11 protein-coding genes and 4 pseudogenes are annotated in these 14,371 nt (G+C 58.4%); 6 read left to right on the forward strand and 9 right to left on the reverse strand.

From position 1 onward, the window contains the following. The first annotated feature begins 305 nt into the window (after positions 1-305). The gene (locus tag OH764_RS32985; RefSeq protein WP_498851626.1) at positions 306-1,556 is read left to right on the forward strand and encodes a hypothetical protein; all 1,251 of its coding nucleotides are present in this window, start codon (positions 306-308) and stop codon (positions 1,554-1,556) included. A 110-nt stretch (positions 1,557-1,666) separates the two neighbouring features. Here the strand turns inward: OH764_RS32985 and OH764_RS32990 are convergent, their stop codons facing one another. Continuing rightward, on the reverse strand, positions 1,667-1,798 hold the full coding sequence (locus tag OH764_RS32990) for a hypothetical protein (protein WP_498851627.1): 132 nt from the start codon (positions 1,796-1,798) through the stop codon (positions 1,667-1,669). Positions 1,799-2,197: 399 nt separating this feature from the next. Here OH764_RS32990 and OH764_RS32995 point away from each other — a divergent pair, with 399 nt between their 5' ends. The 4 genes and pseudogenes from OH764_RS32995 to OH764_RS33010 all read left to right on the forward strand — a co-directional run bounded on the left by OH764_RS32995 (position 2,198) and on the right by OH764_RS33010 (position 4,777). Then, a complete protein-coding gene (locus OH764_RS32995; RefSeq protein ID WP_020071522.1) occupies positions 2,198-2,716 on the forward strand; it encodes a sigma-70 family RNA polymerase sigma factor in 519 nt (172 codons plus the stop codon). Beyond that, positions 2,713-3,514: pseudogene (locus OH764_RS33000) on the forward strand (anti-sigma factor family protein); the annotation flags it as partial. The gene OH764_RS32995 and the pseudogene OH764_RS33000, both read left to right, overlap by 4 nt. A 199-nt stretch (positions 3,515-3,713) precedes the next feature. After that, the gene (locus tag OH764_RS33005) at positions 3,714-3,872 is read left to right on the forward strand and encodes a hypothetical protein (protein WP_498851759.1); all 159 of its coding nucleotides are present in this window, start codon (positions 3,714-3,716) and stop codon (positions 3,870-3,872) included. Continuing rightward, entirely contained in the window at positions 3,869-4,777 is a 909-nt protein-coding gene (locus tag OH764_RS33010) for a LysR family transcriptional regulator (protein ID WP_498851628.1), read from the forward strand. The genes OH764_RS33005 and OH764_RS33010 overlap by 4 nt, the downstream gene beginning before the upstream one ends. A gap of 463 nt (positions 4,778-5,240) precedes the next feature. On the opposite strand, the gene OH764_RS33015 is transcribed toward OH764_RS33010, so the two are convergent. From OH764_RS33015 to OH764_RS33040, 6 genes are read right to left on the reverse strand one after another with little or no spacing between them, the layout of a single operon-like run. Next, positions 5,241-5,675: a c-type cytochrome gene (locus tag OH764_RS33015; protein ID WP_498851629.1), complete on the reverse strand. Its 435-nt coding sequence runs from the start codon at positions 5,673-5,675 to the stop codon at positions 5,241-5,243. A gap of 12 nt (positions 5,676-5,687) precedes the next feature. Continuing rightward, positions 5,688-6,929: a molybdopterin-binding protein gene (locus tag OH764_RS33020; protein ID WP_498851630.1), complete on the reverse strand. Its 1,242-nt coding sequence runs from the start codon at positions 6,927-6,929 to the stop codon at positions 5,688-5,690. Positions 6,930-6,947: 18 nt separating this feature from the next. Next, entirely contained in the window at positions 6,948-9,191 is a 2,244-nt protein-coding gene (locus OH764_RS33025; protein WP_498851631.1) for a heavy metal translocating P-type ATPase, read from the reverse strand. A 13-nt stretch (positions 9,192-9,204) separates the two neighbouring features. Then, a complete protein-coding gene (locus OH764_RS33030) occupies positions 9,205-9,795 on the reverse strand; it encodes a c-type cytochrome (protein WP_498851632.1) in 591 nt (196 codons plus the stop codon). A gap of 8 nt (positions 9,796-9,803) precedes the next feature. Beyond that, the gene (locus OH764_RS33035) at positions 9,804-10,394 is read right to left on the reverse strand and encodes a cbb3-type cytochrome c oxidase subunit II (protein ID WP_498851633.1); all 591 of its coding nucleotides are present in this window, start codon (positions 10,392-10,394) and stop codon (positions 9,804-9,806) included. Position 10,395: 1 nt separating this feature from the next. Next, positions 10,396-12,009 carry a heme-copper oxidase family protein gene (locus OH764_RS33040; RefSeq protein WP_498851742.1) on the reverse strand — a complete coding sequence of 538 codons (1,614 nt, stop codon included), beginning with the start codon at positions 12,007-12,009 and terminating at the stop codon, positions 10,396-10,398. A gap of 304 nt (positions 12,010-12,313) precedes the next feature. On the opposite strand from OH764_RS33040, the pseudogene OH764_RS33045 reads away from it, so the two are divergent. Beyond that, a pseudogene (locus tag OH764_RS33045) lies at positions 12,314-12,582 on the forward strand (transposase); the annotation flags it as partial. A 50-nt stretch (positions 12,583-12,632) separates the two neighbouring features. On the opposite strand, the pseudogene OH764_RS33050 reads toward OH764_RS33045, so the two are convergent. Continuing rightward, a pseudogene (locus tag OH764_RS33050) lies at positions 12,633-12,800 on the reverse strand (IS110 family transposase); the annotation flags it as partial. A 42-nt stretch (positions 12,801-12,842) separates the two neighbouring features. Further along, a pseudogene (locus OH764_RS33055) lies at positions 12,843-13,653 on the reverse strand (transposase); the annotation flags it as partial. Positions 13,654-14,371 lie beyond the last annotated feature (718 nt).

A 14,371-nucleotide genomic window follows, 5' to 3' on the forward strand; every position in this document is an offset into this window, starting at 1 on the left:
GTTGGTTAAATCGGGCTTCGCCCGCTGTATCGGCGCTAGTCCGAACCGGAAACGAGCTGCCGTCGCCGATGAAATCATTGCTATCGAATTTCCGCATCACTGCACCGTCTTCGACAGGTGCGACTCGCCCGTCCCCCCCGCACTCGTCTCATTCGGCCAACCAACCGGACTCGACACGCGACGTCTCGGGCCATCTCACTAATCTCCGCGATCTGGCGACAAAGCGGGACGTCGGCGGCCGAGCCGGCACGGGTGCGAGTTCGCTGGCACCCGAGGCACGTGCCAGCGTCTGTGGGGCGAATGCGATGGAGATCAACTCGTTGCCCTCTGGTCTGAAGATTACCGCGCCGAACGATCCGCGCAACACGCTCGACAAGCTGCCTGCTGAGCACATCAAGAGTCTCGCGGTCGCATTGAATCTCTCGCACCCGAGCGCGGCCAGCTCGACGCGCTCCGATACCGTGGCGATCCAGCAGAGGCTCGCTAGTCTGGCAAACGATCTCGACAACAACTTCATCGGTCACGATAACAACGCGTTTCTCGAGCACGCGGCTGCGTGTAGGAAGCTGACTGAGGGGGAGGTCGGCGAGCTGCGGCAATTGATGGAAAAGACACATATGTCCGTCAGGGCGCGAACATTCCCCAGCCCGAACGGCCAACAAACGATGCTCGAAGTCTATTTCAACGGCACGCAGAACGTGCGTGACGTGCGTCAGAACATGAACACGGCGCTTGGCATGTCGGGGGAGGTCGACCACGCATCGCGCCGGATCGGCGAACTGATGTCGAAGATGCTGGCGCCCAACGGTAACGCGACCTTGCTTTCGGTCAGCGGTTTGTCAATGGGCGGTGGCGCTGCGCAGATTTTCACGGCCGCGATCGAGAGCCGCGTTGAACTGTCGAGCAAGCCAGCCGTCGTACTGCTCGATCCGGTGCTGCTGAACAACCGGCAGGCGCGTCTGGCGGTGCAGGGCGGCACGCGACCTGTCGATTTCAGCAAGCCGCGCGGTATTGCGATCACTCTCGACTATGCCAAGAGTCCGCAGCGCGGTGTCATGTCGATGATGAAGTCGGCAGGATATCATTCGCCGGGGCTCGTTCGCCTGAAGCTCGGCCTCGAGGATGGCGACGGCCAGCGCTACAATCAAGCAGAGCCTAAGCCCCAGTTCGGCCTGGGCTATCACGGCCGCGGGGCCTACTACGTGGAGGCGATGCGGCGCTTCTCGGGCACGGACGATTCGGCTGTACCGGGCGGCGGCCGATCAGCCTCGATGGGCGGCGGCAGCGCATTAGCATGGCCTCTGCGCCCGGCACTGAGCGGGCCTTCCGGAGTCTCGACGCGCCCGCCACAAATCCCCTTGCCGAGATCTGCCTTTCCACGATCGGTCGAGTTGGCACGTCCCACAGGCGTAAGACCGCATTATGACATCGGTACCGCTGCGCGCCTCAATGCGGCCGCTGGCACTAACGCGCGGGACAGCATATCAAGCCCCTCCGAGGAGAGTTATGAGAACGTACTCGCACTGTGGCTAGAGGCGGATGCCCGTATCCGTTAGCGTCAGGGTCGAACTTGGCATCGGACGCGTCGTCGCCTGAAAGGGAAGTTTCGTGACCGTTTGCGGGTCAGTTGGGTGCCAATCGGTATTGGTAGACTGGCCGGCACCGATCAATCCTCGCCAAAGCCGTCGTCCAGCTGCAGCGCTTCTAGCGGCTTAAGAGACTCCCTCACGCGAATGAACTCCATGACAAATTCGTCAATCAGGTCGAGCACGTCTCCAGCAAGGCCCCCCGGTGCCATGACGGCGCCGATGACGCACAGTTCATGACCGAGTGCGCCATGCTATCTCTTTGCAAAAGATCGTCGCGTACGCGTTCGGTCTTGCAACCGCGTGAGGATGCGATCAACGCTATCGACAGCGGCTAGCTGGGGCTTCCCGACTGATCATCTGGGTTCGACGTCGAACTCGTGACGTATGACCATCTTGTTGCTCAGGCCGACGATCAGAGCTGCTATTGGACTGACCGCGAACGTGTCAGCAGATGCGACGCCGAAGAAGACCAACTGTGGTTCCTTCACGGCCTTTCCGAGCAACGGAATAAAAATGCAGGCACGCGTGTTTGCGTTACAAATTCGTGCGGCGCCCGACGAAGCGCCGCCGCTCCGTGTCCACGAGAGGCCCCATGACCGGGATGAATAATGGATGTTCGTGACGAGTTGATGGAACACGTGCCGCGCTTGCGGCGCTATGCGCGGGCGCTGATCAACAATCGCGACCTCGCGGACGATCTGGTGCAGGACACGCTCGAACGCGCGCTCGGCCGCACCGAAATGTTCCAGGCCGGCACCGATCTGCGCGCCTGGTTATTTACGATCATGCACAACGTATTCGCGAATCAGGCGCGCAAGGCGTCGTCACGCGCGGTTCACGTGGCGGTCGACGACGAAAGCGTGCATGAAAGCGAGTTCGCCGTGCCGGCGCAACAATCCCGTTCGCTGGAAATGCGCGATCTCGACTACGCGTTGCAGCGTTTGCCCGTCGAGCAGCGCGAAGTCGTGCTGCTGGTGGGGCTGGAGGAAATGAGCTATGCCGACGTCGCGCTCGCGCTGAACGTGCCTATCGGTACGGTCATGTCGCGGCTTTCGCGCGGTCGCGAACGGCTTCGGGCATTGATGGCGGGCAGCCAGCCCGGTGCGAAATTACAGGTGGTGCGATGAGCGAGCAAATTACGCCAATTAGCGAAGAAGAACTGCACGCCTATGTGGACGGCACGCTGTCCGAGGAACGACGTGCGGACGTCGAGCGCGCGCTCGAACAGAATCCGGATCTGGCCACGCGCATCAGCGATTATTTCTCGCTGAACAGCATGTTCCATGAGCGCTACGACCGCGTGCTGAACGAACCCGTGCCGAAGCGCTTGCAGCCGGGCGCGCCGCGCCGCTCGCGGGTCGCTGCCAACTGGCCGCAGTTCGCGGGCATGGCGGCGGCGCTGGTAATGGGCATTGGCATCGGCGTCGGCACGCACATGGGACGCGACACGTTGTCTCCGGTGGCGGGTTCGTCCGACACGCGCCCTGTCAGTGCGGACAGCACCGAAGTACTTGCGCGTCAGGCTGCGGTTGCGCATGTCGTCTATATGCCGGCGGTCGACCGGCCCACCGACATGAACGCGGATCACGAGCAGGACTTCGTAAAGTGGCTGGCAAGCCGCCTCGGCACGAATGTGCATCCGCCCATGTTGTCGAAGGCAGGCTTCGCGCTCTCCGGTGGCCGCCTGCTGCCTGGTCCGGACGGCGACACCGCGCAGTTCATGCATCGCGGCCAGAATGGCGAACGGGTGACGCTGTGCATCTCGCGCCGGAAGGTGAACGCGAACACGACAGCGTTCAAGCTGTATAAGGACGGGCCGGTCAACGTGTTCTATTGGGTTGACGGCGATTTCGGCTATGCGGTGTCAGGCGGAATCGACCGCAAGGCGGTTGCTGCAACTGTCGCATGACGTGTACACGCAAATCGACAGCAGCGGCGGCGCCGCCGAGTTGATGCCTGAGGGCACGGTAAATCGCGCTTTCGCGAAAACTGCGTCTTGCATCCGTCGCGTGGGGCCTCATTGCGGCGCACGAGACGCCGGAATAAGGTTCTTGTCAGAGCGGGGATCGATTGAATCCTGGATCATCAATCAGACTTCTCGGGGTCATGGTCGCACGCATCGTCATGAGTTCGCCGACCAACGGCGGTTGTGCACCGAGTGAACGCTGCGCATTCCATGCAGATATTGAAAAACAAATAGACCCGATGAAAAATGTGAAACGTGGCCAATGTTACGATTTATTCGTACTCGCTGCCGCGCAACAAGGGACTTATCTAAAATGAACTTTAAGCATTTGGCCGCCTTTTTTGCAGCCGTCGAGACAGGAAGCGTTACTGCAGCATCGCAAAGCTTACACATCAGCCAGCCAGCGCTGACTCGCGAAATCCGGGAGTTGGAAGAGCGCTTCGGCGTTGTTCTCTTCGATCGGCTGCCCCGCGGTATGCAGCCTACTGAGGCCGGCCGGTTGCTCGCGGACTACGCATCACAGATTTTCTCCTTGGCAAGAAGCGCCGAAGTCGCGGTTTCCGAGTTTGCAGACTTGTCACGCGGTCACCTAGCTCTGGCAGCCAGCCTTACAATCGGAGTCTATATACTGCCGCCTCTAATCAGCGAGTATCGGGAGTTATACCCGGGGATTACCGTCGACGCCGCAATAATGAACACCGAGGATGTTGAAGACGCTATGCTTACGCACGAGCGTCAGATCGGTCTGATCGAGGGTCCATACGACACGGAGACTTTCGAAGCCGCTTTGATAGGCAGAGACGAACTCATTGCGGTAGCGAGCGCCACACATCCGTTAAGCCGTGTTGAGCGTCTAACGGCGCAGGCTGTCGGTCATAGCGAACTTGTCGTGCGAGAACCGGGTTCAGGCACACGGGTCGTAATCGAGCGCGCATACGCCGAGCGCGGATTTGAACTGAAACCTAAACTGGCGGTCGGTAGCCCAGAGGCTATCAAACGATTGCTCATGCTTGGTAAAGCTGTGGCGTGGATCTCGCGGCATATCGTTGCGGAAGAGTTGGCGGCCGGCACGCTGGTGCAACTGCCTATTGTCGATCTCACGATCGAGCGTGATTTGAATCTTATCTGGCGCAAGACACATGTTCTAAGCCCTAGTGCGCGCGCATTCCGCACGCTTGCAACGCAAGCCCTCAGCCAAAAATCAGATTCTGCGATTGTCTAGACAAGAGGTCTATCAGTGACGCTAGTCGTGGCATCGCCGGCGCGTTTAAATCATTGCTGTCCGCGCGAGTAATATTGCGAGTCCGGCGTATCGCAGTGAAGGCTCATTCGCAAACCAACTAGCTACCAACAACAGCCACGCGATCGAGGTGGCTGCGACAGGCCAAACTCGCCTAGTATGCCATGCGTCCAAAATCGACAGCAGCATGGCAGCGGGATAGCTGAGCAGCAGTAAAACAAGCCAGTGTGGCTCTGTCGTAGTCAAGGTCAACCAACCTGCGTTCAATAACCCTGCGTAGGTAGTCCAGCAAATTGTGCATTTCGGTGCGAAAATTTGAATAGTGACGCTCACGGCATCCGTGCCTGTCCGGATGCCTAACGTGAGCTTACTGTCACAGTCACGACAACATTTCTGAACTTGTGAGCGCCCCTTTTCAGCTGCTAAGTTGAGGCTCTCGCGCATTTTAGCTCGCCTCGTTATCGATTCCGGATGGGGTCGCTCGCTGCTGGCGTCCGTTGACTGTGCCTAGGTAGCGGGCAAGCGAGTCGATCTGGTCCGGTGTAATCGGTGCACCGAACGCACTGCGCATCTTGTTGATTTCGATCGTCCATTCGCTGATGGTGAGCGGCGGCTGTCGTAATATCATGCCTGTAGAATGGCACATTACGCAGTTTGCGTTCGCGATTTCCGCACCGGGACCGGGCGGGAAGGTGCTTTCACCGGCCGGCAAGGTCTGGCTGACGACAGCGAAGTGAACAGCCGGTACGATGGCTGCTTGACGTGCCGCCAGCGCCGCAGTTGATTCCGGCAAGTAGTGTGCGCCTATTAGTCCGGCAACAGAACCGAGCAAAACTGGCGCGAACCAGGTCAGGACGATCCCTTTAAGTCTTGAATTCATAGTGGTTCCCCGTCACACCACGTTGACCTGGATTGATTCAATTACGTTGCGCATGAAGCCTGCGCCGTTCCAGTTTGGTATGCTCGGCTGCGCCTGTCCCGTGGAATCGATTGCGCGAACCATCATGGACTGTTGCCCGGGTTGAGGGAATTTCACGATGGTTTGCCACTGCCGGAAAGAATAGCGGCCATAGTCACGGCCAAGTTGCGTGTCCGTCCATGTGTGGCCCCCGTCGAGCGACAGTTGTACCTGCTTGAGTGCGTTGACACCGCCGAATGCGATGCCCCTTATAAGTGCTTGGTGGCCCATATTCAGCGTTGCACCAGAGCGTATATTTGTAAAGAAGGAGCGCGGAAGCATCCGATTAATGGGGACCTGCGGAACATCGGTCTCGCCGGGGCGCACATTCGCGAAGTGATTGTCGGGAACCTTGTACGCCTTAGCCGTCCAGAAGTTCTCGTCAGGCTTGTCGAGCACCTCGATCTCGTGCACCATCTTTACCCAGTAGGTGGCATACCAGCCCGGTACTACGAGGCGCAGGGGATAGCCGTTCAGGAGCGGAAGCGGCTCACCGTTCATCGCATAAGCGAGCATGACCTCGCCATCGCGCGCGTGGTCTATGGCGAGCGATTTCATGAACTTCGGTGTTTGCGGAATTACACCTGAATCGAGGCCATTGAAGCGTACGGCGACGGCATTGGAGCGCACCCCATAGTAATCGAGGAGATCCTTGAGGCGCACCCCTGTCCAGAGTGCGTTGCCCATCGCTCCGTTACCCCACTGTCCTCCCGGCACGCGAGGATCGAAGAAACCGCGCGAATTGCCTGAGCATTGATTCACTGCGGCGATTTCATGGCGCGGGAATTTCCGTATTAATTCACTCAATGCCAGGCTCACGGTCTTCTTGACATGGCCACTAATGTTGAGGCGGTAAGTGGCGGGGTCAATCGATGTCGGAATGCTCGCGAGATGCCAACGGACATAAAAGCGGTCGTTCGGTGTGAACACGCCTTGGTCAAAAACGTCGAACGGCGTTTCCATGAGTGGTGGGCGCGTTCTCTGCAATATCATTTCGGACTTCTGTGCAAACGGCGAGCCGACCGGGCGCTGGCCGTTCTGAAAAGGCAGTTCGATGCTGGTCTGAGTGGCCCGAGCGCTCAACGGTGCCACTAATACAGCCGCTCCAAATGCCCCTAGGCTGCCAAGCAGCCTGCGTCTTCGCTGCGAAAAGTCGTCACCGCAGTAATGGGTCATGTTGTTTCTCCAAATTTGTTAGACAAAAAGGGGGCGTGAGCTGCACGTTTCGTTGGAAACGCGGGTGTCAAGTTTCGGCTCGTTAGTGCCCAAGGCGAGGCGCGAGGCATTCAAGGTGACTGAAAGCGAACTGGCCACCATCAGCGCGGCCGCCATCGCTGGGGAGACAAAGCCGGCGAGCGCGAGAGGTATAGCTAGCAGGTTGTAAAGAACAGCGCCAATGAGGTTCTGGCGCATCCCGATTGCGGTGCGCCTTGCCAGGGCAAGGGCCAGGTCGAGCTTTTCGACGCCGGCATCAGCGAGAATGATTGAAGCGGCTGCCATCGACGAGGCGGAGGCACTGCCGACGGCGATTCCGATATCGGCTGCGGCGAGCGCGGGCGCATCGTTGAGGCCATCGCCAACGAAGGCCACGCGGTGTCCGGCTGCCTTAGAGGCGACGATTTGCGCAGCCTTTTGCTCCGGTGTCTGCGATGCGAAAACCGCACCGTCCCCGATCCCGACAGCTTCTGCGATGGCGAGGGCAACGCTCATTACGTCGCCGGTCAACATTGCTATTGCGGCGCCGCGGGCTTTCAATGCTTCGACTGCCGTTGGCGCTGCGGCACGCGGACGGTCCGCGAAGCCGAGCATGCCGCGCCAATGGCCATTGCGTGCGACATGAACCGCGGTCGTGTCGTGGTCGATATTGGGAACGACGACCCCTTGGTGGCGAAGGAAAGTCGCGGTTCCTGCTAGGACACAAGCCCCTTCGCCGTCCCACTGGACACCGGCACCCGGCACGGCAAGGGACGAACCAGTGGGCGCGTCAATCGCCGCCAGCCTAGCGGGAGCGACAAGTGCCCGAATCGCTGCTGCTATAGGATGTTCACTGCCGCGCTCGGCGATAGCCGCGTCCTCAAACAGCTCCGCGTCACTTACGTTGGGTGCCAGAACAAGGTGTGTTAGCTTAGGCCTTCCCTCAGTGAGGGTGCCCGTCTTGTCGACAAAAAACATCGATACAGTAGCGGCCTTCTCGATTGCCTCGACGTCACGAAATAGAATACCCATTTGTGCAGCTCGGCCGACACCGGCGCTGAGCGCAAGTGGCACTGCCAATCCCAATGCACAAGGGCATGTAATTACCAGCACTGCCACTGCGCGCTCGACCGCGTCTTCCCAGTCCGAGCCCCGCAGGCCCCACGCGAATAACGTGGCAAGCGCAATGAGCGAGATTGCCGGCACAAGATGCCGAGTAAAGCGCTCCGCAATAGCCTGCGACGCAGTTTTTCGCGAAAGCATGTCGCGTACGCTACGAGCGATTGCATCCACGCGCCGTTCGCCCCAAACGTGCTTTACGCGTAGCACCAACTCGCCGTCTCCATTAAGCGCGCCGGCCTCCGCGAAGCTCCCGGGCTCGACTGCAACATAAACGCTTTCGCCAGTTAGCAACGAGCGGTCTAGCGACGACTGTCCACTTACTACCGTCCCGTCGAGTGGCAGCCTCTCCCCGGGTAAAACACGAATGAGGCTGCCGCGCTGAACCCGCTTGGCGAGTACTGTGGTCTGCGCGCCGCTTCCATCGAGCACGCGGGCTGTTTCTGCGGGCAACTCAAGTAGGGTTGTTACCGCATCGGACGTCCGGATGCGTACGCGTGCCTCTAACCATCGACCTGCGAGAAGAAATGTGATAATCATCGCGGCCGAGTCGAAGTAGACGATAGACTGGCCGTGGATCAATCGCCAAACAGAAAGTACACAAGACGCGCTCGCCCCCATGACGACGAGGCAGTCCATGCCCGGCACGCGCGCGCGTAGCGTGCGCCATGCGGCGCGCAGGAACGGCACGGCGCACCACGCAATAATGGGTATTGTCGCGAAGCCAGCTAGTACCGCAAGCCAGTACCGAATGTTTGGCCCGATCTGGTCGGCTGATGTAATGTACAGCGTCGACTGTGCCGTCATTACCCACATCGAGCAGAATGCCGACACTGCCAGGCGCACGGTCAGGTCCTGCATCAACCAGGTGAAGTGCGCGCGAGGGGACGGCGCTTCATTTTCCCGCTCACAGCAATACCCGAGCTTTTCCGCCGCTTCGAGGATGCGTTCGAGGGAAGTGAGTTCAGGATTCCATTCAACGGTGGCAGACTCCGAGGTAAAGCTAACCCGGGCGTCGCAAACGCCCGGCTGGCGCTGCAGAACGCGTTCTACCGCGTTTGCGCAACTGGTACACCACATGCCGCGCACATCCAGCGTTGCGCTCTCGCAAGATACAGGAGTCATGATGAGCAAATGATTAGTGCTGGTTCTTGAGCTCGTCCTCGCCGGCCCATGGCATCGTACGATTGCCTAGTGCAGTTCGCTCCGACCCGATCAGATCCGCAGTGATCGGGGACGACTTGTTGCCGAAGCTTGAGCGCACATGCGACGCAACTGCGGCGATTTCCTCGTCAGAAAGCGTCCTGCCGAAAGCCGGCATGGAACCGTTGAAGAGATTTCCGGCGACAGTGATCTTGCCCGTCACACCGAGCAGCAGAATGCGTGCGAGCTGTTTTGTGTCGCCGTTGACCCATTCGGAAGCTGCAAGCGGCGGAAATACACCCGGCAGGCCAGCCCCCGTTGTCTGGTGGCACGAGGCGCAACGGCTCGCGAAAATTTGTGCACCGTTTGTTGCAACCCCCACTGCACCATTCTGCGACGACGTCGCTGCCCCCGCTGACGCGGACGGTTGCGGCCCGAGCTCCGGATTCAACAGGAAATAGCTGACGCCCCAGACTAGAAGCCCCGAAGCAACAAGACCAAGTAGCCAGGGTACAGGGTTAGCACGCTCAACCGGTTCGGCATGCTCTTTTGCGCGTACGTCGACTGTTGGATGCGACTCTTTCATTTCAATACTCACGGTGAAAGGGTGGGGCGAGGCGGATAAGTGTGGTCCAGAGCAGTCAGGTAGGCGACGAGGTCGAGCGCCTCTTGCGTGGCGACCACCTGCTTTTCTCCGGACGGCGCACTTTTCGACGGCAACTGTACGACTACATCTCCGGGGCGCGCTTGATCGACCACTCTGAAAAGGAAGGGGTACGCTGGCATGACGCTTCCAGGGGAAACGGCGCGCGGCTGGTACAGGTGCGCCAGATGCCAAGCGGCGCTGGGCTGGCGAGCCCCAATATTGAACAGATCGGGACCCGTGCGCGAAACCCCAAGTAGATGTGGATAGTCGTACGCATAGTCCGCAGAGGCTGACGGACGCCCCCAGCCGCGCAGCTTGTCCGGTCCGAGGGAGGCAGCACGCGGCTGTTGCGAATGACAGTAAACGCATCCCATATTCACGTACGTGGTGCGACCACGTAACTGCGCAATCGTATAGGGTTTAAGCTGTTCAGGCGGTTCATCGTCCTTGAGCTGACGATATGGCAGCGCGACGAGCACAAGTGTCGCCATTGCAAGCATGATCAGTGATCCGATAGCGATGGTTAATATGCGGTTCATGTCACGCTCCCATCGACAGTTCACTACCGGGCACTGGGGCGCTGGATCGCGCGCTTTGTCGCCCCACTGCCATCGCAAACACGTGGTATGCAAAGACGAAGTGGCCCGCTGTCATTAGGGCTCCGCCGGCTGTGCGTGCTTTGAGATAGGGGGCGAGGACGGTCACTGAGTCCATGAACGGACGCGCAGGATCGAGCAGTGCTATGCCCTGGAGGACACCGCCAATCGTCAACGATACGAAGTAGATAGCAAATCCTCCAGAAGCAAGCCAGAAATGGATTGTGATTAGCTTCGGGAAGGGCCATTCGCGCTCAAGTACTCGCGGCATTGCGAAGTAGATCGACCCGAACATGATCATCGAAAAGAATCCGTACAGACCAAGGTGCGCATGCGCAACTTTGTATTGCGTGAAGTGGACGAGTCGGTTGAAAAACGGGATCGCTTCGAGAGCGCCTTGTAGCGACACAAGCGTGTATAACGCTGCTCCGAGAACAATAAAGCGCAGGGTCGGTGAATGCTTGAATGCATCGAAGCGTCCTACGACCGTCATGTGATGATTCACACCAACGGCTAGGACCGGGATGATCATCATCACGCTTTGCACAACCGAGACGCTTTGGAGCCACTGAGGCACCGGGCCGCCTAGCAGGTGATGAATGCCAGCTTGACTGTAGAACATCGCGAGCGCCCAGAAACCGACGAGCGAAAGGTTGTATGAGTAAATCGGCTGCCCAAGTACTTTAGCGATGAAATAATAAGCGGCGGCGAGGCCGATCGGTGTGAGCCAGAGCCCGAGCACATTATGCGCGAACCACCAGTTGACGATCGCTTGCTCGACGCCAAAGTGCACGTTGGGAACTTTCGCGACCAGGTAAAGAATTGGGAACCAGAGCAGCGCTGCTGCGAGATACCAAACTGAGACATACAGATGGTGCGCCGTGCGACGTCTTAGTGTCATGAAAAGCGGCATCGCCGTGAATGCCCCGCCCACTACCAGCAGAATGCCTATCTGCCACGGAATTTCAAGCCACTGAAGGCCGTCGGTCCAACCCGCGAGGATCGCGGCCACGCCAGCGCCGACACCCGAATTCCACATCCACGCGCCCGCGATTGCATACCGGCCCCCGGATAGCTCTGTCTTTAAGAGTCGCGGCAGCATCCACAGGGAGATACCAATGCCAGCCATCGACGCCCACCCGTACACGACTATGTTCAGGTGTGCTGTGCGCACGCGCCCGAAGGTTAACCACGCGGCATGTGTCAGGAAATCCGGAGATGTCAGCTTCTGCGACGCGACCAAGCCAGCAACAGAACCGAGCACGAGCCAAAGGACTGACGAGATCACAAAGATGAAAGCCGGCCCTTGGCTCGACGCATCTTGTTTGGCGCGAGCGGTGAGTGCAGTAACGTCCGCATATCGTTGCAGCGCCGCGCTTTTGATTGGCGACATTGACGGGTCTTCTACAAGCCCGACTTCGCCGTCGGCAAAGATGACTCCGGCTGCCTCAGGACCGGCACGCATTAGACCTTTCATTTGTGCCCACACAAACATGAACAGGCCCAACACTGATATCAGAAAGGAAAGCGCGAGCAGCGTACCAATCGTGAAGTTCATTTTGGTAAAACCCGGAGTTAATTGAACGCCTAGCGCGAGCGCGAAATGTACTCTCAAGCTGAAGCGCCTGATCGTCGTTTTGGCTGAAAGAAACGCAGCCCTTTATTGTCAATTCGGGAGGCTCACGTTTCAATGGGGCTAAGTATAGAGGGACGTTACTCGCCGCGTAATATTCAAATTTGTCATCGCCGGCATACGTATTTGATATGCCATCCCGGTCGGTGAAAGGGATCTAAAGACGGCCGTGGAGTAGCCCCTTGATTCTCAGGACACGTGGCACTCGTGAATAAGAGGCAGTCTTAAGATTAGTTTCAGACGTAGGCAAATCGTGGAAAGCATTGAAGTTCTGACCGAGCCACGGCGGCGGCGTCGTTGAGCCAGGAGAGGGTGGTTATCGTGCAGGAAACCTTGAACCGGGGAGCAACGGTTTCGGCCGTCGCCCGTCGGCACGGGGTGAACCCAAATCAGGTGTTTGCGTAGCGCAAGCACCACGAGGAAAGCAGCCTAGTTGCGGTGAAGGATGGAGAAACCGTGGTGCCCGCCTCGCAGTTAGCCACAGCGATGAAGGAAATCAGCAACCGTGTTGAACGTGAAGCGGGTTTGGAATCTGATTGATGGAAAACTGCGCGCCACGCCTTGCGTGTTCTGACTATCGCATTAAGGGTGGTCAGAAGCTTGCGCATGCAGGCGACGAGTGCAACCTTCTTGGGCTCTCCAGTCGGGACGAGTCGGTTGGACAGCTCTTTGATGGCCGGATTGAAGCGCGTCGCGACCAATGCAGCCATGTACAGCAATCTGTCAGAAATCTTGTGTGCTGAGGTCTTTTAAAAAACTCAGCTGATGGCGGCGGTAAATCGCTCGCCTAACAGAATGGCGAATTGATTGACTGCTTGCAGCCAGGTGATAGGTGGCATCTTCCAGTCCTTTTCGATGTTGCGCAAGACCAGGTGCAGCAGTTTGCTGGCCGCTTCGTCACCCGGGGAGTGGCCGCGGTTCTTGACGATCTTGCGCACCTGCATTTGCATGCTCTCGATCGCGTTTGTCGTGTATACGATTCGACGTACCTCCGGCGCATAGTCGAAGAAGGGGATCGCCTGTTCCCATTGGCGATGCCACATAGCCGCGACGGTAAGAAATTTTCGGCCCCACCCGCCTTTCGCAAAGGCATCGAGCGCCGCTGCCGCCGCCTCGGCCGTCACGGCCTGTTAGATCGGCTTGATCCCAGCAGCCAGCGTTTTGCGGTCTTTCCAGCTCGCCAGATTTAGCGAATTGCAGATCAGATGCCCGAGCTCATTTCGACCGTCACCGATGAGGTCCTGGCCGAAGCCGAGCAGTGGCAACAGCGCCCGCTTTAGGCGATCTACCCGATCGTGTGTTTCGACACGCTGCGGCTAAAGATCGGCGACGAAGGCACGGTCAGCCACGAGGCGATGCAGATCTGGATCTGGGCCGCCGGATAGACTGCCTTGATCGCTTGCGGGAAGCCGCGCAAGCCGTTGACGACGCGATCAGAATGTCGTGCAAACCGCGGTTCTTCAGTTGGTTGAAGACCTTCACCCACAACTTCCCGCCCTCAGTTTGTTCAATCCACAAACCCAGCACTTCCTTGCGCCCGTCGGCCCGAATGCCCAGCGCGAGATACACCACATCCTGCAGGCCATATACTTCCAGCGAGTGCAGCATCGTCGCAATAGGAAACGGCGGCCTTTCGGTCTTCCCCCATGGATCGGGCGGTTAGCTCAGCGCAATCAACCTCGAACATGGCACAGCCCGCCTCATCTCATCGAGAAACCCCGCTTGCGCGTCCGTTCCGCTGAAAGATCCAGACCAAGACCGAGTAGTGTCATCGGGGCCTCCTCAAATTTGCCTTCTCCCAGGATAGTCAACCCAGCCGTCAACGCGAGGACTTTTGCAGAACTTTCTTAAATCACCGCGGCTCCCTTGCAGAATCGCGGGGGAGTTGATGACGAAAAGTCATCTCTAAAATGACAAGATTGCATTGCGTTTTTCTATCGGTCGCTCTCAGAATTAGAGGGTGGAGGCACCAGCCGACTGTCGGGTCGCTTGTTGCTCGGGCGACTAGTTTTCGGTGTAGCGCGCTTCTCAGCGAGTGAGACATAGTCACGGGAAAATCGGCCTTCCAGTTGACTTAGGATGGACAGCGCGGCGAATGGGCAGATCTGCATGACTTAAATGACCTTTCGCGCGGGTGATCGCAGCGGCAAATTGGATCCAGCCGTGATCGAACGTTTATGTGTTTTATAGTCGCGTCGAAATTACGTAAGCTGGTGAAGCCTATTGGCGCCCCTGATCATTTACTTTTGGTGACGCGTTGAAGAAATTAGTCCTCCTGTTCATTCCA

This window comes from Burkholderia sp. M6-3 (genome assembly GCF_050858985.1).
GTDB classification, from domain to species: Bacteria; Pseudomonadota; Gammaproteobacteria; order Burkholderiales; family Burkholderiaceae; genus Paraburkholderia; species Paraburkholderia caledonica.